Below are 25649 nucleotides of genomic sequence, written 5' to 3'. Positions count from 1 at the left end.
GCGGCGGTGTTGGGTGCGGTTCCTCGCGAACCGGTCGGTCAGAAAAACACACGACGCCGCGCACGGCGTCATTTTTTTCTCACGCGATAGACCGCAAGACTACCACGCCAGTTCACACCCCAACGCACGGTCTGACCCCCATGCAGCACGGCGCGGTCGAGAATTTCGATGCCCACCTCGGGCGCGAGCGCCTCGAAGTCCTTCACCGTGAGAACACGCACGTTCGGCGTGTTATGCCACTGGTAGGGCAGCGACTTCGAAACCGGCATGCGTCCGCGCAACACCGAAAGCCGATGCGGCCAGTAGCCGAAGTTCGGGAACGAGACAATGCACTCCTTACCCACGCGCGCCGTCTCGCGCAGGATCGCGGCCGTCTGGTGAATGGTCTGCAGCGTTTGCGAGAGGATCGCGAAGTCGAAGCTCGCGTCTTCGAAGAGGCGCAGGCCGTCTTCCAGGTTCTGCTGGATCACGTTGATGCCGTTCTTCACCGAAGCGAGCACGCCCGCGTCGTTGATCTCGATACCGTAGCCCGTGCATTCCAGCTCTTCGGTGAGGAGCGAGAGCAGCGAGCCGTCGCCGCAGCCGAGGTCGAGCACCTTCGCGCGCGGTTCGATCCAGCGCGCGATGGTGCGAAAGTCGGGACGGGCGGAAAGACTGTCGAAAGCGCTCTGGTTCATGCGCCCACCTCTGCAGCAATGCGTTCGTAGTAAGCGCGCACCACATTGTGATAGCGCGCGTCGTCGAGCAGGAAGGCGTCGTGGCCGTGCGGCGCGTCGATTTCCGCGTAGGTCACCTGGCGCTTGTGATCGAGCAGCGCCTTCACGAGTTCGCGCGAGCGCGCGGGCGCGAAACGCCAGTCGGTCGCGAAGCTCGCCACGAGGTACTTCGCCTTCGTGTGCGCGAGCGCGCGCGTGAGGTCGCCGTCATACGCCTTGGCCGGGTCGAAGTAGTCGAGCGCGCGCGTGATCAGCAGGTAGGTGTTGGCGTCGAAGTAGTCGGCGAACTTGTCGCCCTGATAGCGCAGGTACGACTCCACTTCGAATTCCACGTCGAAGTTGAAGTTGTATTCGTCGACGGCGCCTTCCGCGCGGCGCAGCGCGCGGCCGAATTTTTCGGCCATGTCGTCGTCGGACAGATAGGTGATGTGGCCGATCATGCGCGCCACGCGCAGGCCGCGGCGCGGCTTCACGTTGTGCGCGTAGTAGTCGCCGCCGTGGAAGTCGGGGTCCGAGAGGATGGCAGAGCGCGCGACCTCGTTGAACGCGATGTTCTGCGCCGAGAGCTTGGGCGTGGACGCGACCACGATGCAGTGGCCGAGGCGCTCCGGATAGCGCAGGCTCCATGCAAGCGCCTGCATGCCGCCCAGGCTGCCGCCCATGACCGCGGCGAACTTATCAATGCCGAAGCGATCGGCCACGCGCGCCTGGGCGTCCACCCAGTCTTCGACGGTCACGACCGGAAATTTCGCGCCATAGGGCTGGCCGGTAGCCGGGTCGATGCTCATCGGGCCGGTCGAGCCAAAGCACGAGCCGAGGTTGTTCACACCGATCACGAAGAAGCGGTTGGTGTCGAGCGGCTTGCCCGGGCCGACCATGTTGTCCCACCAGCCCACATTTTTGGGATCGTCTGCGTAGACGCCCGCCACGTGGTGCGAGGCGTTGAGCGCGTGACAGACGAGCACCGCGTTGCTGCGCGCGGCGTTGAGCGTGCCGTAGGTCTCGACCACGAGGTCGTACCCGGCCAGCGCCGTGCCGTTCTGCAGTTGCAGGGGCTCGTCGAAATGCAGTGTTTGAGGAGCGACGATGCCGATCGATTCCATTCGTTCCGCCTTGGTTGTTCGGGCGGCTAAACGGTGTCGGCGGGCGCGGAGTGCGAAGGGGTTGGCGCAGCTGACGACCTCTTTAGCCGCATTTATATCGAACTCCAGGCCAGAGGCTCTGGGAGTTCACGCGCCCGCAATCGAGTCAGCAAATCGGCGCGTGGGTATTGCATAAGGAACGCAGAGTATATCGGAAAAAGTGCAAAGCGACGCGGCGCACAGGAAGGCGCGCCGGGCGGCGTGGTCTCGCCCGGCGCAGTTGCGTCGGCCCTTCACGTGTCCGCGCGCCGCGCGAGGCTGCGAAGCCTTATCACGTCTTCGGCGCGGAAGGATGTGCGTTGCGCCAGCGGCGCAGCTGCAAGGCCGCGATGATCATCAGGAGGCCGTAAAGCACCGCATAGGCGGCGATCACCCAGATTAGCGAGAGCGCGCCCGCGCCGGGGAACATCGCGAAGAAAAAGCCCACCGTGGCCGAAAGCAGCCCTGAAATCCCGACCGCCCACGGGTGGGCAATGGCGTGCCGGTACTGAATGGCGTAGACGATTTCGAATATGCCCGTGAAGAACGCCCACACGCCGATGATCATCACGAGGACGATGGCGGTCTCGCCGGGCCAGAAGAACGCGACGAGCCCGGCGATCACGCCGATCAGACCGATGATGACGTAGGTCCAGCGCCGCGTGCCGCCGCCGCGCGCACCGTAGATGAGCGCGAACGCACCGTCGACGATGGCGTAGGCGCCCCAGACGATGGCAAGCGTGAGTACGGTGAGCCCGGGCAGCGAGAAGGCGAGCACGCCGAAGGCGATGGCGGCGAGACCGCGTGCGATCAGCCAGCCCCAGTGGGCGGAGAGGCTGGTGAGGATGGGCGGAAGGCCGAAGGGAGGAACGGGACGGTTCATGCGGCGGTTCTCCTTGTAGCGACGCGAGCAGCCGCCACGGAAAAACGCCGCGCGGCCGCGCTATTGAAGAATGATGCGGATCTGCTCGTCGGCGTGCTCGCTCGGCGAACGAGTGAAGCCGCTTTGCGCATAGCGATGCCAGCAACCGATCACATAGCGCACGACCAGATTCGCACGTACCGCTGGATCGTATCCCTTGGCGGCAGGCTTCGCGTTGACATGGTCAGACCCCGCAATCGCTTTGCGCTCGGCCTCTTGCGCAAGGTCAACGCGCAGGCACTGGCGCAGCGAAGCCTCGACACGATCGAGCATCTGGTTCACGCGTTCGGCGAGGCGCTCGTGCTCGCCCACGAGGGCCTCGCAGGTCAGCACGCGGGTCATGCCCGCGTTGCGCGTGGAAAAGTTGACGAGCATGAGGGCGATCGCGCGCGCCTGCAGCACGCCGCTCGGTTCTTTTTCGACGATCTGGTTGATAAGCCCGAAGAGCGTCTGCTCGATGAAATCGATCAGGCCCTCGTACATCTGGGCCTTGCTCGCGAAATGGCGGTACAGCGCGGCTTCGGAAACGCCGAGGCGCGCGGCGAGCGCCGCCGTGGTGATTTTCTCGCCGCGCGGCGCCTCGAGCATGGTGGCGAGCGTCTGGAGAATATGGATACGGCGTTCGCCCGGTTTCGGGCGGGGAGCGCGGCGGGCCGCGCCCGGCGATTCTGCTGCTTCGACTGCTTCACGCGTTTCTGTCGGCTGCATGGATATCGTCCCTGGCGTTGGCCCCTGGGCTTACGCTCCCCCGTTTGACTTCGAGCGTCCCGACTGCAGGCCTGGTTTCAGGGATTTTAGCGAACGAATGCGACGATCGACATAGTGAGGCCTGCCGGTGCCAGGCAGATGCGCCGGCAAATGCCCGGTGATCCAGACGGTTCGGATGCCGAGACGCCGGTAACGCTTGAGGTGGCTGCGCGTGTCTTCGACCAGGATGGCATCGGCGAGCGCCACGCCCGCGCGGCGCAGCGTGCCGCGCAACATCCCGCAGTCGGGCTTGGCGCGCCAGTGGCTGCGCGCGCGCATGCCTTCGATGGCGATCACACGCTCGAAGAGCCGCTCGATGCCGAGCGCCGCGAGCACCGCGTGCGCGTAGTCCTCGGGGCCGTTGGTGAGGACGATCTTGCGCCCGGGCAGCGCGGCGAGCGTGCGCGCGAGCCCGCGCTCGGCGTGCAGCATGCCGTGCAGGTCGTCGAACGTGTGCACGACCTTGAGGAAGTCGTGCGGGTCGATCGGATGGTGGCGCGCGAGGCCGAGCAGCGTCGCACCGTAGCGGCGCGTGTAGCTTGTGCGCAGGTGATTGGCTTCGTCGCGGCTCACGCCGAGCGCGTCGACGATGTACTGCGTCATCCCGGCGTTGATGGCCGGGAAGATCGCACGCGACGCGTTGTGCAGCGTGTTGTCGAGATCGAAGAGCCAGACGGGGGCGCCGTAGCCCGGGCCGCGAGAGGCGACGCCCGGCGTGCGGGCGACGCGGCGCGGCCGATGCCGGGCACGCCTGGCATGAAGGCTGGAGTCGGTCATCTCGTGCGTGAGACGCGACGGCGGCACACAGCCGCCGCCGGTGGGCGCTCGCTTAATGCGAGCGGATCATCGTGCCGAACGGCTGTTCGGTCAGGATTTCCAGCAGCACCGAGTGCTCGATGCGGCCGTCGATGATGTGCACCGAACGCACGCCGCTCTTGGCCGCGTCGAGCGCCGACGAGATCTTCGGCAGCATGCCGCCCGAGATCGTGCCGTCTTCGAACAGGGCGTCGATCTCGCGGGCCGAGAGGTCGGTGAGCAGATTGCCCGCCTTGTCCATCACGCCGGGGATGTTCGTCATCATCACGAGCTTTTCGGCGTTGAGCACCACCGCGAGCTTGCCCGCCACGAGGTCGGCGTTGATGTTGTACGAGAGGCCGTCTTCGCCGAAGCCGATCGGCGAGATCACCGGAATGAACGCATCGTCCTGGAGCGCCTTCACGACTGCCGGATTGATCGCCTCGACTTCGCCCACCTGGCCGATGTCGATGTACTGACCGGGGTTGTCGCGGTCCGGCATCATCAGCTTGCGTGCGTGGATCAGGCCGCCGTCCTTGCCGGTCAAGCCGACCGCATGGCCGCCGAAGTGGTTGATGAGCGTGACGATGTCCTGCTGCACCTCGCCGCCGAGCACCCACTCGACGACTTCCATGGTTTCCTCGTCGGTCACGCGCATGCCCTGGATGAAGGTGCCTTGCTTGCCGATCTTCTTGAGCGCCGTGTCGATCTGCGGGCCGCCGCCGTGCACGATGACCGGATTGATGCCCACGAGCTTGAGCAGGATGACGTCGCGCGCGAAGCCCTGCTTGAGACGCTCTTCGGTCATGGCGTTGCCGCCGTACTTGATGACGACGGTTTTACCGTGGTACTGGCGGATGTAAGGCAGCGCTTCGGCCAGAATTTCTGCTTTCAGGGTGGGTGCGATCTGCGAAAGGTCGAGAGGCTCGGACATGGCGGCGGAGACTGGACGAAAAACGGACGAAACTCGCGGACGAAGATCCGCGGACGAAAAACGCGGCCGCAAAACGGTCGAAACAGGCCGGATTGTACAGGACTGGCGCGGTGCAACAGGGAAAACGGCGGGGAAACGACGCACGTCGGACGGGCAGCGCGGCGCGTGCGCAACATGGACGCCATCGCGCCGGCAGCGCGGTAAAACGGGGCGAAATCGGGAGAAAGCGGCGGGTGGCGAAGGCGGCCCGTGGCGAGCCCGGCGAAGAGCACGCGCGCGGGCTGTGGCATCATCTCTGTGTCGCCAACCCATGGCTTCGAGAGGAGTGCGCGCCATGACCGCCTCCGCCGTGCCCGCCACAGGCATGAAAAGCGCCCGCTGCCCGCGCTGCGGGAAAAGCTTCGACTGCGGCAGGAACACCGAACCCTTCGATTGCTGGTGCAAGTCGCTGCCCGCCTTGCCTGTGAGCGAACTCGACCCGCGCGGGCGGTGCCTTTGCCCCGAATGCCTCGCGGCGGCGGCGGCTCCGGCCTTGGGAGCCGCGCCGAAGGGCAGGCGCGCTATGCCTTGACCCGCGTACCCGCTTGCGCACTGCGTTGCGAACCACGCGCAAGCGCCGCGAGATCGGCGCTGACCTCGTCGAGCACGGGCTCCCACTGTTTGAACGTCTTTTGCCGGTAGAGCCGGGTATTCGGATACCACGGGCTGTCGCTGCGATCGAGCAGCCAGACCCAATGCGGATTCACGTCGAGCAAGACCCAGGTGCGCTTGCCGAGCGCGCCCGCGAGGTGGGCGCTCGACGTGCACACGGAAATCACCAGATCGAGCGAGTCGATGAACGCCGCGGTGTCGTCGAAGGTTTTCCACTGCGCGCTGAAGTCGTCCACCTCGAAGCCGGCATGGCGTGCCGCGGCGATGTCTTCCTCTGCGCCGGGCTGCAGCGAGTAGAACGCCACGCCTTCGATGCCTGCGAAATGCCGGGCATACCGGTCGAGCCCGACGCGACGAAACGGATTGCGTTTGTGCGTGAGGCTGCCTGTCCACGCGAGCCCGACCTTCAGGCGCTTTTCGCCCGCCAGGCGTTCGCGCCAGTGCGCCGCCGCCTCGGAGTCTGCCTTGAGGTAACCGGTGGGTCCGGGGATCGTCGCTTCCCGAGTGCCGAAGATGAGCGGCAGGCTCAGCAGCGAGACTTCGCAATCGTACGGCGGCAGGTTTTCGACGGGGCCGCCCACGCTGTACAGGTCGCAATGACTGCCCAGGCTGCGCGCGAGCAGCGCGCCCATCTGCGGGAACGAATTCCAGACGAGCCGGCCGCCTTCGCGATGCACGCGCTCGGCGAGCATGGGCACGTAGCGGCAGAACTGCAGCAGGTCGCCCATGCCCTGTTCGCCCCATACCAGCAACGTGCGTCCCGCGAGTGGCTCGCCGCGCCACTCAGGCTTCGGAAAGACCGGGCGGCCCGCGGCCAGCTCGCTCGCCCCGCTCCAGCGCAACTCATGTCCGGGCCAGCCTTGCGCATAGTTGCCCCTTAGAAGCTGGGTCATCGACAGGTTCACGCGTAGCGATGCGTCGTTGGGCGCATACTGGCAACCGGCGCGCGCGGCGCGTTCGGCCTCGTCCCACTGCTGGGCTTCCTTGCAGGCCATCGCGTAGTTGTTCAGGGCAAGCGGGCTCTGAGGCGCGAGTTCGAGCGCCCGTCGGCTGGCTTCGATCGAACGCGCCGGGTCGCTATCCGTTGGGAATACGCGCGCAAGGTTGATCCAGGCGTTGGCGTCGCCGGGCGCTTCGGCAACCGCTTCTTCCAGCAGCGGCAGAATCTGGGCATCTCCAAAATTGATCTGCATCAAAGCCGTTGCAAGATTGTTGCGCAGATTTGGAAACGTACGCGCGATCGCCAGCGCGTGACGGTAAGGTTCTACCGCTTCGGCATGACGGTTTGCAAACTGCAGCGCGAGGCCCGCGGCGAACCACGCGGCGGCCCGCTCCGGCGCGAGCCGGGCGAGCGCGGTACTCACGCGCACGGCTTCTTCCGCCAAGGCGCTATCCTGTGCGCGGGCCGCGATGAGCATGAGCGTGTCGTCGTCGAAGCCACGCATCAAGGTGCGCGTGGCGGCCAGCAATTCGTGTGCGGACGCATCGGTTGCCTGCGCGGTTGCACCGGCGGCGGCCGCGTCGATGAAATCGAGAAAGAGACTGCGCACAGGTTGGAGCACGTCAGGAAGCGAGGTCTGCATGATTCGTTCTTGCTTGTCAGAAAGCGCCGACGCAAATGTCGTCGGCGGATGACATAGATTGAAGCAAACCTTTTCAAGATGATGAATCAGACAAGTCTTAACCGGTAAACTGACAGCATGCATCGCATAACCGTCAGTGCTCGTGTCAATCTCAGCCATCTGTTCTGGCTGCGCAGTCTCGCCATCATCGGCCAGCTCTGCACGATCGCGTTCGTGCAGCTCTTCATCGGCGTGCAGCTGCCGCTGCCCGCCATGCTGTTCGTGATCGCCATGGAAGTGGCGTTCAACGGCGTGACCTGGCTGCGCGTCACGCAGGATCGGCCCGAGTCGAACCTCGAATTGTTCGGCCAGCTTTGGGTCGATCTCGGCGCGCTTTCCGCGCTGCTCTTTCTTTCCGGCGGCACGACCAATCCGTTCGTCTCGCTCTATCTGCCTTCGCTCGCCATCGCGGCCGCCGTGCTGCCGTGGTATCTGACCGCGTGGCTCGCGGCCTTCGCCGTGGCCTGCTACGTGCTGCTTGGCTTCGACAACGTGCCGCTCAATCTCGACAACCCCGCCAACCTGTTCGACTACTATCGCGCGGGCATGTGGGTGAACTTCATGGTGAGCGTGTGCCTGATCGTGTGGTTCGTCGCGCGTATGTCGCGCGCGCTGCGTCAACGTGACACAGCCCTTGGCGACGCGCAGCAGCGCCTGTTGCGCGACGAGCGCGCCGTGGCGCTGGGCGTGCAGGCCGCCACCGTGGCGCACGAGATCGGCACGCCGCTCTCGACCATCGCCATGCTCACCGAAGAACTGCGCGATGTCGCGCGCACGGACAAGGGCCTCGCCCCGTATTCCGCGGACCTCGAGCTGCTCGACAAGCAGATCTCGCTTTGCACCTCGGCGCTCGCACGGCTCAGAAGCCGCGCATCGTCCACGGGCGCGCGCCAGCTCGTGAACGAATGGCTCGGGCCGTTCGTCGAGCAATGGCGCCTGCGCCATCCGCATGTGAAGTTCGAACTCCTCGACGATGGACCCGGCGACTTTGCTCTCGACGATACCGTCGCCGTTGGGCAGATTCTCACCATCCTGCTCGACAATGCCGCACGCGCCAGCCGCGATTTCGTGACCTTGCGCGCCTATGCGGCCGCGCGAGCCGGGTACGTCGATTTCGAAGTCTGCGATGCGGGGCCCGGCATTCCGTCATCGCTGCGCGCATCGCTTGGCGCCGCGCCTGTAGATAGCACCCAGGGCGGTCACGGCGTCGGGCTGTATCTGGCGTTTTCGTCTGCGGCGCGGCTTGGCGGCTCGATCGAGCTCAACGATGTCACGTCGCCCGGCAGCGCGTCGGGCGAAGTGAGCAGCGCAGACGACGAGACGCCGGCCGGCGCCGCAACCGGCAGCGGCATGCGCACGCGCCGCGCGCGCGGCACCCGTGCGGTGCTGCGCTTGCCGGCAAAGCAGGTCAAGGCGGGTGAGGCGGGTCAGGCGAACCCGGCAGCGGCGGCGCGAGAAGGCGCAACGTCCGCGGGTTTGGAGATTGGATCAGGCGAGGGGCCTAGCCGCCCCGACGCCGCGTAACAACACGGAGAATTAGGCATGAGCGAAATGAGTTTTCTGGTCATCGACGACGACGAAGTGTTCTCGGACATCCTCACGCGCGGCCTCACGCGGCGCGGCTTCGAGGTGAAGCAGGCACACAATGCAGAAGAGGCGATTCGTTTCGCCAACCAGCAAAAGTTCTCGCAGATCACCGTGGACCTGCATCTCGGCAACGATTCAGGCCTGTCGCTCATCGCGCCGCTGCGCGAACTGCAGCCGGACTCGCGCATGCTCGTGCTCACGGGCTACGCGAGCATCGCCACGGCGGTGCAAGCCGTGAAGGACGGCGCGGACAACTATCTCGCCAAGCCTGCGAACGTCGAGATGATTCTCTCGGCACTCCAAAGCGATGCGAGCGCCATGCAGGCCGAAGAAGCCATCGAGCACCCCGCACCGCTCTCGGTGGCGCGCCTCGAATGGGAGCACATCCAGCGCGTGCTGGCCGAGCACAACGGCAACATCTCGGCCACGGCGCGCGCGCTCAACATGCACCGCCGCACGCTGCAGCGCAAGCTCGCGAAGCGCCCGGTGCGCCAGTAAGCACGCCAGAGGCGGCAAAAGAAAAGGGACCCCGCGGGGTCCCTTTTTCATGCGTCATGCTTCGCGCTTAGAGCACGTAGCGCGACAGGTCTTCGTCCTGCGCCACTTCGCCGAGCGCCTTGTCGACATAGGCCGCGTCGATCGTCACGCTCTTGCCCGCGTGATTGCCCGCTGCGAACGATACGTCTTCCAGCAGCTTTTCGATCACCGTGTACAGACGGCGCGCGCCGATATTCTCGGTCTTCTCGTTCACGGAGTAGGCGATTTCCGCGAGGCGGCGAATACCGTCTTCCGCGAAATCGAGCTGCACGTCCTCGGTTGCAAGCAGCGCCTGATACTGCTTGACGAGGCTCGCATCCGTCGCGACCAGAATCGCTTCGAAGTCCTTCACGGAGAGCGAGTCGAGTTCCACGCGAATCGGGAAACGGCCCTGCAGTTCGGGGATCAGATCGCTCGGCTTCGCGAGGTGGAATGCGCCACTCGCAATGAACAGAATGTGATCGGTCTTCACCATCCCGTACTTCGTGTTGATGGTCGTACCTTCCACGAGCGGCAGCAGATCGCGCTGCACGCCCTGGCGCGAAACCTCGCCGCCGCTGCCTTCGTTGTTACGCGAGGCGATCTTGTCGATTTCGTCGAGGAACACGATGCCGTTCTGCTCGACGTTCTGCACGGCCTTGGTCTTGACCTCTTCGTCATTGAGCATCTTCGACGCTTCTTCGTCGGTCAGGACCTTGAGCGCTTCCTTCACCTTGAGCTTGCGGCGCGTTTTCTTGCCGCCGCCGAGGTTGGCGAACATCGAGCGGATCTGCTCGGTCATGTCTTCCATGCCCGGCGGCCCCATGATGTCCATGCCCACTTGCGGCTGCTCGACATCGAGCTCGATTTCCTTGTCGTCGAGCTGGCCTTCGCGCAGGCGCTTGCGGAAGGTCTGACGCGTGGCATTGTCGCCGCCTTCGGCGTGGCTCGTTGCATCGGACGAACCGAAGCCCACGGGACGCGCGCTCGGCAGCAAGATGTCGAGAATGCGGTCTTCGGCCTGGTCGGTGGCCTTGCTGCGCACCTTGCGCATTTCCGTTTCGCGCGTCTGCTTCACCGAAATCTCGATGAGGTCGCGCACGATGCTGTCCACGTCGCGGCCCACGTAGCCCACTTCGGTGAACTTGGTCGCTTCGATCTTGATGAACGGCGCATCGGCGAGTTTCGCGAGACGTCGCGCGATCTCCGTCTTGCCGACGCCCGTCGGCCCGATCATGAGGATATTCTTCGGCGTGATTTCCTGGCGCAGCGGGTCGGCGACCTGCTGGCGGCGCCAGCGGTTGCGCAGCGCGACGGCCACGGCCTTCTTCGCGTTCGCCTGGCCGATGATGTGCTTGTCGAGTTCCGAGACGATCTCGGCGGGGGTCATGGTGCTCATCCTGATTCCTTCTCGTCTGTCCGGCGGTTTCGCGAGTTATTCGATGGTTTCGATCACGCGGTTGTGATTCGTGTAGATACACATGTCGCCCGCGATTTCGAGCGACTTTTCGACGATCTCGCGCGGCGAGAGTTCGGTGTTGTCCACGAGCGCGCGGGCTGCGGCCTGCGCGTACGCGCCGCCCGAGCCGATCGCGCAGATGCCTTCTTCGGGGTCGAGCACGTCGCCGTTGCCGGTGATCACGAGCGTTGTGGTCGCGTCGGCGGCGATCAGCATGGCTTCGAGGCGGCGCAGCATGCGGTCGGTGCGCCAGTCCTTGGCGAGTTCGACAGCGGCGCGCGTGAGGTTGCCCTGGTGCTTTTCGAGCTTGGCTTCGAAGCGGTCGAGCAGCGAGAACGCGTCGGCGGTGCCGCCGGCGAAGCCGACCATGACCTTGCCGCCGTAAATGCGCCGGACCTTCTTCGCGCCACCCTTCATGACGATGTTGCCGAGTGTGACCTGGCCGTCGCCGCCGAGCGCGACCTTGTCGCCGCGCCGCACGGATACGATCGTCGTGCCGTGAAATTGCTCCATGTGCGTTCCTTTTTACCGTTGATGCCGGGTTGGATGCGTAGGTGGAATGCCTGCCGCTTTCGGTGGGCGCAGCGGCGCTCGCGCGCTTTACATGCATTGGGGCGCCACTGCCCTGAATCCGGGTGCGTCGCGCGCCTTGAATGCGCCGCGAGCGCATATCACCTGGAGTTTAGGGCGGCGCTGGGCATATCAAGGGCCGCGGGTGCAGAAAACGGCGCGGTGTCCGCTGGCGGGCGCGCATGGCGAAGGGGGCGGGACGGCCGAAGAAAAACCCGCGCGCAAAATAAAAAAGCGCACGGGGCTCCGTGCGCTTCGACAGGGAAGGCAAGTTGCTAGCCGCGCAAGCAGCGCTTCGCGGCCAGAAAAAAGCTCAATCGCCGAACAGCTTCTGGCGCAGTTCGCGCCGCTCCTGCGCTTCGAGCGAGAGCGTGGCGGTCGGGCGCGCGAGCAGACGCGGGATGCCGATCGGCTCGCCCGTTTCTTCGCACCAGCCGTAGTCGCCGGAATCGATGCGCGCGAGCGATTGCTGCACCTTCTTGAGCAGCTTGCGTTCGCGGTCGCGCGTGCGCAGCTCGAGCGCATGCTCTTCTTCGATCGTCGCGCGGTCGGCCGGATCGGGAACGATCACGGTTTCGCGCAGATTCTCAGTGGTCTGTCCCGCATTGCGGAGGATTTCCGCCTGCAGCTGTTCGAGCCGGTTCTTGAAGAAGGCGAGCTGATCCTCGTTCATGTAATCCTTGTCGCTCATCTTCAGGATTTCGGCTTCGGTCAAGAGTCGTTTCGTCGTCATCTGGCTTGCTTCTTCAATGAGTGAGGCAAAACTGGCACATCTTGCCTGCACTTTTGTGTTGCCCGCAGTGGCCGCGGTGGCCTTTACCAACCTTTACCACTTTGCCAGGCGCAGTTACCGCGCCGTTATTGCGCGCTGGCGGGCACGGACGATGAACTGTCGTGACGCCCGAAGCGCCGCTGCGGGGCCGAACTCCTCTGGAAACCGGTCTTCAGATGCTCCTGAGGCATATATCGTACCGACTGCGCGCTGCGACGCGATGCGCTGCCGGTGGGGCGTCCCTCGGCTGAAAACCGGGGCACCTCTCTTCCAGTGGGGCCGTATTGTAACCGAACCGCAAACTTGCGCCGCAAGCGGGAAATCCCTGCAGTGGCCCGCCTGTCACCAGGCCGTTTGCGGACCGGTCGATATCCAGAAAATATAACGCGCCAATCGTGAAAAAGCGATGGTCGGGTACGTTATTTGGCGCACGAAGCAGGAAGAGATCGTGGCGCAGGCCGCAGACGCAGCGCCAGCGCCACGTTGCGGCGCGCAAAATCCAGACGAAAACGCCCGGCTGTGGGCCGGGCGTATCTGAAAAAGCCTGGAAAACGGGAGGATTCCGTCAGGCGAGGCAGGCGTCGAGCCCGTCGGTGATGAGGTCCTGCGGCAGCTCGATGCCGATGAACACCATCTTGCTGCTCTTCTTCTCGATCGGCAGCCACTTGGCGGCCAGGTCGCTGCCCATCATCTGGTGCACGCCCTGGAACACCACCTTGCGGTCCACGCCCTTCATGTAGAGCACGCCCTTGTAGCGCAGGAGGCGCTCGCCGTAGATCTGCAGGATGCCGCCGAGGAAGTCCTCCAGGCGGTTCGGATCGAACGGGCGGTCGCTGCGGTAGACGAACGACTTGATCTTGTCGTCGTGATGCGCGTGGTGGTGGTGGTGGCCGTGGTCGTGGCCTTCGTGGCTGCACTGGCCGTGATCGTGGTCGCAGTCGGCGTGATCGTGATCGTGCGCGTGATCATGCGCGTGTGCGTGACCGTGGTCATGATCGTCTTCGGCGAGGAAGTCCGGGTCGATTTCGAGCTTGGCGTTCAGGTTGAAGCCGCGCAGGTCGAACACTTCCTTGATGTCGGCCTCGCCGAAATTCACCTGGCGGATCTGCGCCTTCGGGTTCATGTGCAGCACGCGATGACGCAGGTCGGCGAGTTCTTGCTCGTCGACGAGGTCGGCCTTCGTGATGAACAGGCGGTCGGCGAAACCGACCTGGCGCTGCACTACTTCGTGTTCGTCGAGCTGATGGTTGCCGTGCTTGGCATCCACGAGCGTGATGATCGCGTCGAGCAGGAATTCGTCGGCGATCTCGTTGTCCATGAAGAACGTCTGCGCGACCGGGCCCGGATTCGCGAGGCCCGTGGTTTCGATCACCACACGGTCGAAGTCCAGCTTGCCGTCGCGCTTTTGCTGCGCGAGGTCGCCGAGCACACGCGAGAGATCGCCGCGGATCGTGCAGCAGATGCAGCCGTTGCTCATCTGGATGATCTGCTCGTTGCTGTCCTGCACGAGGATTTCGTTGTCGATGTTCTCTTCGCCGAACTCGTTCTCGATCACGGCGATCTTCATGCCGTGCTTTTCGTTCAGGATGCGCTTGAGCAGCGTGGTTTTGCCGCTGCCGAGAAAGCCGGTCAGGATGGTGACGGGAATCATGCTGGTTGCCATGCTGTCTGCCTGGTAGGTGTTCGGGGGTACGTTCGGGCGCGCCGCTTCATGCTGTCGCGGCCTTCGAGTGTTACAACATAACTTCCTATTGAAACATATCTGCGCCGCGCCCGCATGCGGCGGCCGGGTGCGAGACCGGCGAGCGCCATTCGGGGCGGGAACAGACGCCGTGAAAGAGGCGCAGCGGCGCGCCGCCCAAAGGGCTCAAATAAGGCCGCTTCAGGCGATTTGCAACAGCAGGCCCTTCAGATATTCGCCTTCCGGGAACGCCGTGAGCAGCGGGTGATCCACGCCGGCGCCCAGGCGCTTGAGGATGCGCGCGTCCACTCGGGCGTCGGCGGCGGCGCCCGCCACGATCTTCTGGAACAGCGCCGAATCGATCGCGCCCGAGCACGAATAGGTGAACAACAGACCGCCCGGACGCAGCAGCTTGAAACCGGTGAGATTGATGTCCTTGTAGGCGCGCGCGGCGCGGTCCACGTGCTCGCGCGAGGCCGCGAACTTGGGCGGATCGAGCACCACGAGGTCGAAGCGCTCGCCTTCGTCGTAGAGGCGGCGCAGCGTCTTGAAGGCGTCGGCGTCGAGCCAGGTGGCGAGCGCCGCATCGAAGCCGTTCGCCTCGACGTTTTTCTGCGCCGTGGTGAGCGCTTCGCCCGACGAGTCGATCGACACCACGCGTTTTGCGCCGCCCTTCATGGCCGCGAGCGAGAAACCGCCGGTATAGCAGAAGCAGTTGAGCACCTCGCGCTCGCGCGCGTAGGTCTGCACGAGCGCGCGGTTGTCGCGCTGGTCCACGTAGAAGCCGGTCTTGTGGCCATTGCGCACGTCCACGTGATAGCGCACGCCGTTCTCGCTCGTGATGATCGTTTCGGGCGGCTCGCTGCCGGCGAGCAGGCCGGTGATCTGTTCGAGCCCTTCCTTCTCGCGGATCGACACGTCCGAGCGCTCGTACACGTTCGGGCAGCCCGTTGCCGAGGTGAGCGCCGCCACGATCGCTTCCTTCCACGCCTCGACGCCGGCCGCCATGAACTGGCACACGAGCTGGCCGCGGCCTTCGCCACCGTCTTCGATGTAGTAATCGACGATCAGGCCCGGCAGGCCGTCGGCCTCGCCGAAGATCAGGCGCACCGCGCCCGTGCCGCTCACCATTGCGCGGCGGTCGGCCACGGCGCGCTGCACGCGGCGCTTGAAGAACGCATGGTCGATCGGCTCGTTTTCGTCGAAGCTCCACACGCGCGCGCGGATCTGCGAATGCGGGCTGTAGGCGGCGCGCCCGAGAAAGCGGCCGTCGGCCGCGCGCACGATGACCGTTGCGCCGGGCGCGGGCTTGCCTTCCACGCGCTCGATCGCGTTCGCGTAGACCCACGGATGGCGGCGCAGCAGGGATTTTTCTTTGGACGGCTTGAGGGTGACGATATTCATGATGGCTTCAATGCTGGGTGACGGAGCAGGCGCAGTGTGGCGTTGCATGCCACTTGGCGCGAACTCCGCCGCGCTTTAATCGCGCTTCTTGGCGCGCGGATGCGCGGTGTCGTAGACCTTCGCGAGATGCTGAAAGTCGAGCGACGTGTAGACCTGGGTGGCCGCGATGCTCGCGTGGCCGAGCAGTTCCTGCACGGCGCGCAGGTCGCCGCTCGACTGCAGCAGATGCGTGGCGAACGAGTGGCGCAGCACGTGCGGGTGCACGTTCGCCGGAATGCCCGCCGCGATCGCGGCGCGCTTCACGCGCTCGCGCACCACGCCCGGCGCCATGCGGTTGCCGCGCACGGAGAGAAAGAGCGGGGCGTCGTCGTGCTTGACGAAGGCGCTGCGGGCGGCGAGCCAGGCGTCGAGCGCGTCGAGCGCCTTGCGCCCGACCGGCACCATGCGGTGACGGTTGCCCTTGCCGAGCACCTCGACTTCGGCGGCGTCGCGCTTGAGCCAACCGGCCGATTCGTAGCCGTCGCGCTTCACGTAATGCACATCGAGCCCCACGAGTTCCGCGAGACGCAGCCCCGACGAGTAGAACAGCTCGAGCATGGCGCGGTCGCGCAACGCCTCGGGGCCGCCTGCTTCCACGCCGGCGACGGCGGGCGCTTCCATGAGATGCGTGGCGTCGTCGACGGAAAGCGCCTTCGGCAGCGTTTTGGCGCGTTTGGGCGCACGCACGGCGGCCACGGGATTCGCGTCGATTTCGATGCGGCCCGCGAGCCAGCGATAGAAGGCGCGCCAGGCCGACAACCGGTGCGCGATGGAGCGCGCCGAAAGGCCGCCCGCATGCGCGCGCGCCACCGCGCCGCGCACTTGCGCGGGCGTGACCGATTCGAGCGGCTTGCCGCCCGCGAGCTTCTTCAGCTCGTCGAGTTCATGCGTGTAGCCGCGCAGCGTGTGCTCCGAGAGCCGCCGCTCGTGTTCGAGCATCGCGAGATAGTCGGCGATCGGATCGGTTGGGTTCACGTTGGGCGGCCTGGATGAGCGTCAGTGCGGCAGCAGGCGCGAGAGCGCCGCGCTCGCGAGTGCGCCAATCTGCGTGAGAAAGTCCGTAGCCATGCCGTCGTGGAAGCGGCGCGGGTCGGGCGAGCCCATCACCAGCAGGCCGAAGGCTTCGCCCGCTGGCGCATCGTTCGAGGCAACGGCGGGTACGCGCAGCGCGATGATCGCGACCGATTCAGCGGTGCCGTCGGTCGAGTCGAGCCATTGCGCGGCCTCGAAGCCTGTATTCGCGCCGCAGTAGGGCGTTTCGAGGCTGTTCGCGAAGATGCGCACTTCCTCGCCGGTCTGGCGCGCGAAATCGGCCTGCCCGTAGGCCTCGGCCACGTCCCACAGGCGCAGCGCGGCCTGCGGCATGTCGAACACGTCGCGCAGATTCTGCGTGATGGAGCGCGGCAGCGCGTGCGGATCGCGCTCGGCGATCATGCGCGTGGTCCAGCGGTTGAACTTCGCGGCGATCGAATCGTTCTCGTGGCCGTAGCGCAGCAGCTCCGAAAGACGGCGCTCGAGATGCTTGTTCTTCTCGCGCAGCATTTCCATCTGGCGTTCCTGCAGCGAAACGGCAGCCTTGCCGTGCGGATTGCCTAGCTTGATCGTCGCGAGCAGTTCGGCATGCTCAACGAAAAAATCGGGGTGGGCGAGCAGATAGTCGGCAACTTCGCGATCGTTCATGTTGTGGACGCGTTGTAGTTGTAAGGCGCGCACGGTGGCGCGCAGTCTGTCATGCGTTTGAGTTTTCGTGCGGCGCGACGTTCTCTCATTACGTGCGCCGCAAGGCCCGAAGCGAGCCGAATTCGGCCCGAAGCGCGCTAGTCGGCCAGCTCGATCTCGCCTTCGAACACGGTGGCGGCCGGGCCCGCCATGGTGAGCGCGGCGGATTCGTCGCGCGCGCCGTCCCAGGCGATGGTCAGCATGCCGCCATGCGTGTGCACCTTCACGGGCGAGTCGAGCAGCCCGCGGCGAATGCCCGCCGCCACGGCCGCGCACGCACCCGTGCCGCACGCGAGCGTTTCGCCTGCGCCGCGCTCGAATACGCGCAGCTTCACTTCGTTGCGCGAAACGATCTGCATGAAACCGGCGTTCACCTTGTTCGGGAAGCGCGCGTGCGTTTCGATGACCGCGCCTTCCGCCTTCACCGGGTACGCTTCGACGTCGTCGACCACCTGCACTGCGTGCGGGTTGCCCATCGAGACGACCGACACCCAGCGCCGGGCGCTATTCACGTCGAGCGGCCAGAGCGTGTCGTTGCCTTCGCGGCGGCCTTCCAGGCCGTTCGCGTTGAACGGCACGTGCGCGGGTTCGAACTCGGGACGGTCCATGTCGACGACGACTTCACCGTTTTCCTGCACGACGAGCGTGATCGTGCCCTTCTGGACCTGCACGCGCACACGGTTCGAATCGGTGAGCTTGCGGTCGCGCACGAATTTCACAAAGCAGCGCGCGCCGTTGCCGCAGTGCTCGACCTCGCCGCCGTCGCAATTGAAGATGCGATAACGGAAGTCCACGCCTTCCACGGTCGGCTTCTCGACGATCAGCAACTGGTCCGCGCCGATGCCGAAGTGGCGGTCGGCGAGCGCGCGCACGCGCTCGGGCGTGAGCGCGAGGTCCTGGCTGTAGCCGTCGAGCACGACGAAGTCGTTGCCCGCGCCGTGCATCTTGGTGAATTTGAGTTTCATGCCGTTATTGTAAGCGAGGCCCGGGCGAAAACCCGGGCCTCGAGCGTGGGCGCAACGTTCAGCGCATCGTTCAGCTGTAGACGCTGGGTTCGCCCGGCGGCCGCGTCTTGAAGCGCTTGTGGACCCAGTAATACTGCTCGGGAATGCGCGGAATCTGTTCTTCGAGGAAAGCGTTCATGCGGCGCGCGTCGAGATCGTCGTCGCCGGTTGGATAATTTTCCCAAGGTTTGAACACTTTCAGCCGATAACCCTTGTAATTGGGCAACACCTCGCCGATGAACGGTACGACCTGCGCATGACCCACCTTCGCCAAACGCCCGACCGCCGTGAGCGTGCACGCCGGCACGCCGAAGAAGGGTACGAACGTGGAATTGCGCATGCCGTAGTCCATATCGGCGCCGAGCATCACGGGCTTCTTGTCGCGCAGCCAGCGCAGCACGGCGCGCGCGCTGTCCGCGCGGCTGACCATTTCCGCGCCGAAACGGCTGCGTCCCGCCTTCGCCGCGGCTTCGAACTCGGGGTTCGAGAACGGCTGGTAGAGCGAGCCGCAGGGCCGGTGCAGCGAGTAGTTGAGGAACATGGAGCCCGCCTCGATGCCCACGAAATGCAAGCCGAGGAAGAGTGTGGGCGGCAGGTTCGGATCGGTGAGATCGATCTCGCTGTCGAGTTCGACGATCTTTTCGAGCTTCTTCGCCGAGGCGAACCATTGCACGCTGCGCTCCATGTAGCTGCGAATGGCGTGACGGAAGTGCTGCCCCGCCACTTCCTCGCGCTTTTCGTCGCTCCACTCGGGAAAGCACAGGCGCAGATTCGTATGAACAACGCGCTTGCGGCGGCTCGGAATCTTGTAGAGCAGCCAGCCGAGGCCGTCGCCCAGACGCGCGACAAAGCCATAGGGCAGGATCGCGAACAGCTTGAGCAAGCCGATGGCGAAACGGGAGCCGAGTTTGCCTAGCATGCGTGAACTCCGCTGCAAGGCTTGCAAACTGTGAGGAAGGAAACGAACGGCACGCGGGAGTACCCTGCGACAATTTAAGGAAGTCGCTATAATAAGGGCTTCGCCGAGTTAATAGACAACTTGCGGGGCGAAGCCGGATGCCAGTCAATGACCGAGTCACTGACAACAACCGGGCAGCAATTCCGCTAAAGCGTCGCCGCTTCAAAGCTCCCGAAGCTGGCTACGTGAACTCAACCGTCACCAGCTACAAGGAGCCTGACACGTGGCAAACGACTATTTCTTCACCTCCGAATCCGTCTCCGAAGGCCATCCGGACAAGGTCGCCGACCAGATCTCGGACGCGATCCTCGACGCCATCCTCACGCAAGACAAGTACTCGCGCGTTGCAGCGGAAACGCTGTGCAACACGGGTCTCGTCGTGCTCGCCGGTGAAATCACCACCACGGCCAACGTCGACTACATCCAGGTCGCGCGCGACACGATCAAGCGCATCGGTTACGACAACACCGACTACGGCATCGACTACCGCGGCTGCGCGGTGCTCGTCGCTTACGACAAGCAGTCGCCGGACATCGCCCAGGGCGTGGACCGCGCACACGACAACAACCTCGACCAGGGCGCCGGCGACCAGGGCCTGATGTTCGGCTATGCGTGCGACGAAACGCCCGAGCTGATGCCGCTGCCGATCCACCTTTCGCACCGTCTGGTCGAGCGCCAGTCGAACCTGCGCCGCGACGGCCGTCTGCCCTGGCTGCGTCCGGACGCGAAGTCGCAGGTCACGATCCGCTACGTCGACGGCAAGCCGCACGCCATCGACACCGTCGTGCTCTCCACGCAGCACTCGCCGGACATCGACCTTGGCACGCTGCGCGAAGCCGTGATCGAAGAAGTCATCAAGCCGGTGCTGCCGTCTGAACTCATCAAGGGCGACATCAAGTTCCTCGTGAATCCGACCGGTCGCTTCGTGATCGGCGGCCCGCAGGGCGATTGCGGTCTCACGGGCCGCAAGATCATCGTCGACACGTACGGCGGCGCAGCCCCGCACGGCGGCGGCGCGTTCTCGGGCAAGGATCCGTCGAAGGTGGACCGTTCGGCCGCCTACGCTGGCCGTTACGTCGCGAAGAACATCGTGGCCGCCGGCCTCGCGTCGCGCTGCCTGATCCAGGTTTCGTACGCGATCGGCGTGGCTGAGCCGACTTCGGTCATGGTCAACACGTTCGGCACCGGCAAGGTGTCGGATGCGACCATCACGAAGCTCGTGCGCGAGCACTTCGACCTGCGTCCGAAGGGCATCATCCAGATGCTCGACCTGCTGCGCCCGATCTACGAAAAGACCGCCGCTTATGGCCACTTCGGCCGTGAAGAGCCGGAATTCTCGTGGGAAGCGACCGACCGCGCACTCGCGCTGGCCGAAGCCGCCGGCACGGAGCCGGTGAGCGCAGCCATCGCGTAAGCATTCGCAAGCTGGCATCGCGCCAGCCGGCGGCAACGCCGGTCAAGCGCGATGTGGTGCCGAAGAAAAACCCCGCAGGGCGCAAGCCCGTGCGGGGTTTTTGTTTTTTGCGGTGCCTGCTGCGAACTGCGCAGCGTGGGCCGCGCGCGGGTCTTAGCGCATGGCGAAGCCGAACCAGCCCGTGCTGCTCGCGCCCATGCGGCGCGGCTTGCGCGTGCTGCGCGCCACATGCACCGTGGCGGGCGCGGCGAGCGTGCGCAGCGGCGCGTTCGGGCGATAGAGCAGCGTGCGCAGCGAGAAGTGGCGCGAGCCCGAGCGCATGCGCAGTACGGCGAAGAACGAGTGGAACCAGGTGCGCATGCCGTCGACGGGCTTCGTCTCCCGAACCTGTTGTGCGAGCGCGCGGGTGCGTGCGGCGTGGTGGCGCAGTGCGCGCACCAGATGACGGCGGGCCGGACGGGCCGCTTTCAGGGCGGTGTGGGCGGCGTGAGACATGCGTTGAGTATCGAAGAGGGTATGCATGGCGGTTGAGCAATCGGGTTCGAGGTGCGCCTCGCGCGACGCTTTGCGTCGAGCAGCAAACGTGCCTGTCTTCCAGGGCATCACGAATTGGGTGGACGGGAGACGGGCCGCATGGCGCGGCGTAGGACGCGACGCGACGGATTCTTCTGTTGGAGCGCCTTGTGCGGCAAGGCGTTCACGGCGATCCGTCCGTGCGATGAGAATTCGACAATGTAAAACAACATGCGCAACAGGCTACACGCGAATCATGACCGCAGAAAGTCGGTTAATACCCGGCCCTGCGCGCCTTTGATGCACACGATCCCACCCTTTGTCCTCATCGCGGTGCGTGCGCGCCATTCGCGTGCGGCTCCATCGACGCGACGCATGGAGCCACCTCGTGTGACAGCGTGGTCCTTCCCGCCGTGCCGGCACGCTTTACAATCGAAGCGTCGGCGCGCGCCGACGCCTCGGCCTCGTCGTTTCGCGTCATCGTGTAACGAAGCCACAACGCAGGCTGCGGCCCTTGCTCGCATCGAGATCGCATAACGGAAGTCCCATGTCAGTCCAGTCAAAGAAAGAACAGGTGCAGGCGCTGCGCGAGCGCGGCTTCGTGGTCGTGCCGGGGCTCGTCTCGCCCGAGCGCTGCGAGGCGATCAAGCAGGTTGCGCAGGAGCAGTTGCAGGCGGCTGCCGCGCCGCTCGAATTCGAAGCCGATTTGCGCTACCCCGGCGCGCCCGAATCGAAGGACGCCCCGGGCGGCCATACGGTGCGGCGTTTGCTCGACGCGTACTCGCGCCACGCGCTGTATCGCGAATGGGCCACGTCGCCGGAAATCGCGGGGTGGATGGAGTTGTATTTCGGCGAGGAGCCGGTCCTCTCGTGCGCGCATCACAACTGCATGATGACGAAGCACCCGCACTACGGCAGCCTCACGGGCTGGCACCGCGACGTGCGCTACTGGTCGTTCGAGCGCGACGACCTCGTTTCGGTCTGGCTCGCGCTCGGACCGGAGAAGATGGAAAACGGCGGCCTGTGGTTCGTGCCGGGCTCGCACGAGGCGCCGTTCACCTCGGAGCGCTTCGACGCCGCGAAATTCTTCCGCGCCGACCTGCCCGAGAACCAGGCGTGGATCGACCGCGCGATCGCCCCGACGCTCGCCGCCGGCGACGTGGTTTTCTTCCACTGCAACACGCTGCATTCGGCGGGGCAGAACCAGAGCGATCAGGTGAAGTTTTCGCTCGTGTACACGTACCACGGCGCGAGCAACGTGCCGCTGCCGGGCACGCGCTCGGCGGCCAAGCCCGAGGTGAAGTTCTGAGTGAAGTTCCGGGCCGGCGCTGCGTGGCGTTCGCCTAGCGCCGGCGCCCCGACATCGTGAGGCCGGTGATGCCCGCGAGCGTTGCTGCGATGCCGCCCCCGATCAGGAGGATCGTGCGGTTGGTGGGCGCGCCGGTGAAGAGACGCGACATGTCGTTCGCGAACGAATGGAGCGACTGGCCGCCGAAGTACAACAGGACGACGCCACAGGCGATGAGCGCGATCGATATCGCTTTGGCCATGAACAACCTCTCGCAAAGGATGGACGCCGCAGTGTAGGCGAGTGGCCGCGGCGCGTCCAGGGAGCGAGTTTTTCTCGCGGCCCGGCGTGCGCGCCCGCGTACCTTACATGGCCTTTCCCGCATAGTGGGCATCTGCACGGCTCGGGCGGATTGGCTAACATAGCTGCCTCACGCGAGCAGCACGCCCCACAGCGCGCCCGCGCCCATCCCTTCGCTCACTACCCGTTTTCGCCGAGGATCACCATGGCTTACGAAGCAGCCTCAGAACGCTATTCGGACATGCAGTACCGCTTTTGCGGCAAGTCGGGGCTCAAGCTGCCCGCACTGTCGCTCGGTCTGTGGCACAACTTCGGCGATACCACGCCGATTTCGACCCAGCGCGACATCCTGCGCACCGCGTTCGATCTCGGCATCACGCACTTCGACCTCGCGAACAACTACGGCCCGCCGTACGGCAGCGCCGAAACGAACTTCGGCCGCATTTTCAAGGACGATTTCCGTCCGTACCGCGACGAGTTGCTGATCTCGTCGAAGGCAGGCTGGGACATGTGGCCGGGCCCGTACGGCCAGGGCGGCGGCTCGCGCAAGTACGTGCTCGCGAGCCTCGACCAGAGCCTGCAGCGCATGGGCCTCGACTACGTCGACATCTTCTATTCGCATCGTTTCGACGTGGAAACGCCACTCGAGGAAACGGCTGGCGCGCTGGCCACGGCCGTGCAGCAGGGCAAGGCGCTGTATGTCGGCATCTCGTCGTATTCGCCTGCCAAGACGCGCGAAATGGCCAAGTTGCTCGCCGAATACAAGGTGCCGCTGCTCATTCACCAGCCGTCGTACAACATGCTCAACCGCTGGGTCGAGGAAGAACTGCTCGACACGCTCGAGGACCTCGGCACAGGCAGCATCGCGTTCACGCCGCTCGCGCAGGGCGTGCTCACGAACAAGTACCTGAACGGCGTGCCCGAAGACGCGCGCGTGAACCGCCCGGGCGGCGGCTCGCTCAAGAGCGAGCATCTGAGCACACAGAACATCGAGCACGTGCGCAAGCTCAACGACCTCGCGCTGCGCCGCGGCCAGAGCCTCGCGCAAATGGCGATTGCCTGGACGCTGCGCGGCGGCCGCGTGACCTCGGCGCTGATCGGCGCGAGCCGCGCGGAGCAGGTGCGCGAGAACGTTGCGGCGTTGAAGAACCTGGAGTTTTCGAAGGAAGAACTCGCGGAAATCGACCGCTATGCGACCGAAGGCGGCGTGAACCTGTGGGAGAAGCCGTCGACTGATCAGCACATCTGAACGGCACGTTTCCCGGCACAACGAACCGCCTCCTTGCGAGGCGGTTTTTTTATGCGCGAAAGATCGAGTAAGTGCGTGCAGCGGCAGCGAGGCGCGCCATTCTTCGGTTTGTCATGTGGCCCTGCTAACGTCGCGCCAGCCTTTGCCGCGAGGAATTTCCATGGAGTCCTTGAGCGCCGAATCCGAAGCGCTTTCCCCCACCGCCACGCGCACCGAACGCGCCGGGCGGCCCGAACGTGCGATGCGCCCGCCGCAGCCCGCAACGTCGGCTCGCGCAAATGCCGCAATGATTGCGTTCGCGTTCACGGCGCTGTGCTACGAACTCGTGGGCTTGCCGCTTTTGCTGGACGCGGCAGGCGGCCCGACGTTCGCCCTGCTGGCAACGCTTGCGCCCGTCGTGCTCGCCACGCCGATCCACTGGGGGCTCATCCACGAAGGCATACACGGACAACTCGCGCGCGACCGGCGCGTGAACGAGTGGCTCGCGCGCGTGCTCGCGATCGGCCTGGCGATGCCGTTCGACGCCGTGCGTTTCGGACACCTGATGCATCACCGCTTCACGCGCGAACCGTTCGACCGCCCTGATGTGCACGACCTGCACGACGCGAGCGGCCCGCGCTGGCGTCGCCGTGTTTCGTACTATGCGCGGTTGATGGGCGGCCTGTACGTGGCCGAATTGCTGCTGCCGCTGCTGGCTTTCATGCCCGTGCGCCTCACACGCGCCATCATCGAGCGTGGCGTGGGGGCGCACGGACGCGAAGGCGTGCAGGTGCAGCGACTCTTCGCGAACCACGCCGCCGATCCCGTGAGGCGCAGCCGCGCGCGGCGCGACTGGCTCGCCTCGCTCGCGCTGTACGCCGCTTCGTTCGCGCTGTACGGCAAGGCTTGGCCCGTGCTGCTCGCGGCGATGTACCTGCGTGGACTGTGGCTATCGGTAGCCGATAACCTGCCGCACTACGGCGTCGCGCTCGACGAACCGGGCCGCGCGCGGGATTTCCGTGTGCCGCGCGTTCTGGGCGTGCTGCTCATGAATCATCACCTGCATCGCCAGCATCATCTGCATCCGACGCTGCCGTGGACGGCGCTGCCCGCAATCGCGCACGCCGAAGAGGCCGCAGGCGCGGCGGCGCGGGCGGACTATCTCGCCGCCGCGTTGCGTCAGTTCAAGGGATTGCAGCCGGGCGTCGATCCCGGCTGAGGTGGAGGGTGCGAGCGAATGGCGCGCGTGCGCGCAAACCGCGGCGCGTTGCGCCGCGAGGATGCCGCTTCGTCAATTTGCGCCGGCTACATCAGCGCCGGCAGCGTCTCGACAAGCGCAACGGCTGCGAGCACGCCGATCAGCGCGCCGATCACGCGTAGCGTGTTGTGTCTGAATTCCGTCGCGCACGGCACCGCGCCAAGAAAGAGCGCGCCAGCGAGGGCCATCGGGATGATCATCACGAAATCGCCAATCGTGAAATAACCTTCCATGCTCGTCTCCTTATCGTATGGGCGACGCGGGCGCGCAATGGTTGTCGTTCTCGTTGCCATGCCAATGGCATGAAGTTGCGGCCCCGGGCCTGAAATCGAGTATAGGTGAGGGCGGCGAGCGCGGCGGCGCGTGTGTGTGCCGTGACGCGCATCGTGAAGCGCATGCCGCGCCGCAAAAGCCCGCCAGAAGCGGCGTTG

General features: G+C 65.3%; 26 protein-coding genes. 7 read left to right on the top strand and 19 right to left on the bottom strand.

Going from position 1 to position 25649, the window contains the following annotated elements; translation table 11 throughout:
- Positions 1-68 precede the first annotated feature (68 nt).
- The 6 genes from metW to argB form a co-directional block, all read right to left on the bottom strand.
- A complete protein-coding gene (metW, locus tag U5A58_RS01450) occupies positions 69-677 on the bottom strand; it encodes a methionine biosynthesis protein MetW (RefSeq protein WP_112170109.1) in 609 nt (202 codons plus the stop codon).
- Positions 674-1819 (bottom strand): homoserine O-succinyltransferase MetX, encoded by a 1146-nt coding sequence (gene metX, locus U5A58_RS01445; protein ID WP_321960019.1) that lies wholly within the window; start codon positions 1817-1819, stop codon positions 674-676. Before metX ends, metW begins: the two co-directional genes overlap by 4 nt.
- Before the next feature lie 310 nt (positions 1820-2129).
- On the bottom strand, positions 2130-2720 hold the full coding sequence (locus U5A58_RS01440; protein WP_321960018.1) for an HdeD family acid-resistance protein: 591 nt from the start codon (positions 2718-2720) through the stop codon (positions 2130-2132).
- A gap of 60 nt (positions 2721-2780) precedes the next feature.
- On the bottom strand, positions 2781-3467 hold the full coding sequence (gene slmA / locus U5A58_RS01435) for a nucleoid occlusion factor SlmA (RefSeq protein WP_321960017.1): 687 nt from the start codon (positions 3465-3467) through the stop codon (positions 2781-2783).
- A 30-nt stretch (positions 3468-3497) separates the two neighbouring features.
- Positions 3498-4283 (bottom strand): pyrimidine 5'-nucleotidase, encoded by a 786-nt coding sequence (locus U5A58_RS01430; protein WP_321960016.1) that lies wholly within the window; start codon positions 4281-4283, stop codon positions 3498-3500.
- Positions 4284-4335: 52 nt separating this feature from the next.
- Entirely contained in the window at positions 4336-5235 is a 900-nt protein-coding gene (gene argB, locus U5A58_RS01425; protein ID WP_233878880.1) for an acetylglutamate kinase, read from the bottom strand.
- Positions 5236-5569: 334 nt separating this feature from the next.
- On the opposite strand from argB, the gene U5A58_RS01420 reads away from it, so the two are divergent.
- The gene (locus U5A58_RS01420; protein WP_321960015.1) at positions 5570-5806 is read left to right on the top strand and encodes a cysteine-rich CWC family protein; all 237 of its coding nucleotides are present in this window, start codon (positions 5570-5572) and stop codon (positions 5804-5806) included.
- Here U5A58_RS01420 and U5A58_RS01415 read toward each other — a convergent pair.
- Positions 5796-7469 (bottom strand): hypothetical protein, encoded by a 1674-nt coding sequence (locus U5A58_RS01415; RefSeq protein ID WP_321960014.1) that lies wholly within the window; start codon positions 7467-7469, stop codon positions 5796-5798. The genes U5A58_RS01420 and U5A58_RS01415 overlap by 11 nt on opposite strands.
- A 117-nt stretch (positions 7470-7586) precedes the next feature.
- Here U5A58_RS01415 and U5A58_RS01410 point away from each other — a divergent pair, with 117 nt between their 5' ends.
- Together U5A58_RS01410 and U5A58_RS01405 are read left to right on the top strand one after the other, a co-directional pair.
- Positions 7587-9032 carry an ATP-binding protein gene (locus tag U5A58_RS01410; protein ID WP_321960013.1) on the top strand — a complete coding sequence of 482 codons (1446 nt, stop codon included), beginning with the start codon at positions 7587-7589 and terminating at the stop codon, positions 9030-9032.
- A gap of 18 nt (positions 9033-9050) precedes the next feature.
- Complete coding sequence (locus U5A58_RS01405) at positions 9051-9593, top strand: response regulator transcription factor (protein WP_321907348.1); 543 nt, start codon at positions 9051-9053, stop codon at positions 9591-9593.
- A 67-nt stretch (positions 9594-9660) separates the two neighbouring features.
- Here the strand turns inward: U5A58_RS01405 and hslU are convergent, their stop codons facing one another.
- The 9 genes from hslU to U5A58_RS01360 form a co-directional block, all read right to left on the bottom strand.
- Positions 9661-11010 (bottom strand): ATP-dependent protease ATPase subunit HslU, encoded by a 1350-nt coding sequence (hslU, locus tag U5A58_RS01400; protein WP_321960012.1) that lies wholly within the window; start codon positions 11008-11010, stop codon positions 9661-9663.
- A gap of 36 nt (positions 11011-11046) precedes the next feature.
- On the bottom strand, positions 11047-11583 hold the full coding sequence (gene hslV, locus U5A58_RS01395) for an ATP-dependent protease subunit HslV (RefSeq protein WP_321907352.1): 537 nt from the start codon (positions 11581-11583) through the stop codon (positions 11047-11049).
- 370 nt (positions 11584-11953) lie between these two features.
- The gene (dksA, locus tag U5A58_RS01390; protein ID WP_028203189.1) at positions 11954-12373 is read right to left on the bottom strand and encodes an RNA polymerase-binding protein DksA; all 420 of its coding nucleotides are present in this window, start codon (positions 12371-12373) and stop codon (positions 11954-11956) included.
- Between the two features lie 604 nt (positions 12374-12977).
- Positions 12978-14063 carry a GTP-binding protein gene (locus U5A58_RS01385; protein ID WP_321960231.1) on the bottom strand — a complete coding sequence of 362 codons (1086 nt, stop codon included), beginning with the start codon at positions 14061-14063 and terminating at the stop codon, positions 12978-12980.
- A 231-nt stretch (positions 14064-14294) separates the two neighbouring features.
- The gene (locus U5A58_RS01380; protein WP_321907354.1) at positions 14295-15497 is read right to left on the bottom strand and encodes a class I SAM-dependent rRNA methyltransferase; all 1203 of its coding nucleotides are present in this window, start codon (positions 15495-15497) and stop codon (positions 14295-14297) included.
- 75 nt (positions 15498-15572) lie between these two features.
- Positions 15573-16475: a tyrosine recombinase XerC gene (gene xerC / locus U5A58_RS01375; protein WP_321960230.1), complete on the bottom strand. Its 903-nt coding sequence runs from the start codon at positions 16473-16475 to the stop codon at positions 15573-15575.
- A 57-nt stretch (positions 16476-16532) separates the two neighbouring features.
- Positions 16533-17216 (bottom strand): DUF484 family protein, encoded by a 684-nt coding sequence (locus tag U5A58_RS01370; RefSeq protein ID WP_321907356.1) that lies wholly within the window; start codon positions 17214-17216, stop codon positions 16533-16535.
- Positions 17217-17353: 137 nt separating this feature from the next.
- Entirely contained in the window at positions 17354-18220 is an 867-nt protein-coding gene (gene dapF / locus U5A58_RS01365; RefSeq protein ID WP_321960011.1) for a diaminopimelate epimerase, read from the bottom strand.
- Positions 18221-18290: 70 nt separating this feature from the next.
- Complete coding sequence (locus U5A58_RS01360) at positions 18291-19178, bottom strand: lipid A biosynthesis lauroyl acyltransferase (protein ID WP_321907360.1); 888 nt, start codon at positions 19176-19178, stop codon at positions 18291-18293.
- 262 nt (positions 19179-19440) lie between these two features.
- Here U5A58_RS01360 and metK point away from each other — a divergent pair, with 262 nt between their 5' ends.
- Positions 19441-20631 carry a methionine adenosyltransferase gene (gene metK / locus U5A58_RS01355; RefSeq protein WP_321907362.1) on the top strand — a complete coding sequence of 397 codons (1191 nt, stop codon included), beginning with the start codon at positions 19441-19443 and terminating at the stop codon, positions 20629-20631.
- Between the two features lie 153 nt (positions 20632-20784).
- Here metK and U5A58_RS01350 read toward each other — a convergent pair whose 3' ends face one another.
- A complete protein-coding gene (locus U5A58_RS01350) occupies positions 20785-21153 on the bottom strand; it encodes a hypothetical protein (RefSeq protein WP_321960010.1) in 369 nt (122 codons plus the stop codon).
- Between the two features lie 538 nt (positions 21154-21691).
- Here U5A58_RS01350 and U5A58_RS01345 point away from each other — a divergent pair.
- Positions 21692-22453, top strand: coding sequence for a phytanoyl-CoA dioxygenase family protein (locus tag U5A58_RS01345; RefSeq protein WP_321907365.1), 762 nt, complete (start codon positions 21692-21694; stop codon positions 22451-22453).
- 34 nt (positions 22454-22487) lie between these two features.
- On the opposite strand, the gene U5A58_RS01340 is transcribed toward U5A58_RS01345, so the two are convergent.
- Positions 22488-22694: a DUF3185 family protein gene (locus U5A58_RS01340; protein WP_201698297.1), complete on the bottom strand. Its 207-nt coding sequence runs from the start codon at positions 22692-22694 to the stop codon at positions 22488-22490.
- A 243-nt stretch (positions 22695-22937) separates the two neighbouring features.
- Between U5A58_RS01340 and mgrA the strand changes: the two genes are divergently transcribed.
- The gene (gene mgrA / locus U5A58_RS01335; RefSeq protein WP_321907368.1) at positions 22938-23981 is read left to right on the top strand and encodes an L-glyceraldehyde 3-phosphate reductase; all 1044 of its coding nucleotides are present in this window, start codon (positions 22938-22940) and stop codon (positions 23979-23981) included.
- 160 nt (positions 23982-24141) lie between these two features.
- Positions 24142-25179: a fatty acid desaturase family protein gene (locus tag U5A58_RS01330; RefSeq protein WP_321960009.1), complete on the top strand. Its 1038-nt coding sequence runs from the start codon at positions 24142-24144 to the stop codon at positions 25177-25179.
- Between the two features lie 86 nt (positions 25180-25265).
- Here the strand turns inward: U5A58_RS01330 and U5A58_RS01325 are convergent, their stop codons facing one another.
- Positions 25266-25451 (bottom strand): hypothetical protein, encoded by a 186-nt coding sequence (locus U5A58_RS01325; protein ID WP_028203177.1) that lies wholly within the window; start codon positions 25449-25451, stop codon positions 25266-25268.
- Between the last annotated feature and the right edge of the window lie 198 nt (positions 25452-25649).

It is taken from the genome of Paraburkholderia sp. J7, assembly GCF_905220155.1.
In the GTDB taxonomy this organism is placed as follows: Bacteria; Pseudomonadota; Gammaproteobacteria; order Burkholderiales; family Burkholderiaceae; genus Paraburkholderia.
The sequence above is the reverse complement of the archived record's forward strand: the minus strand, read 5'-3'. Positions and strand labels throughout refer to the sequence as shown.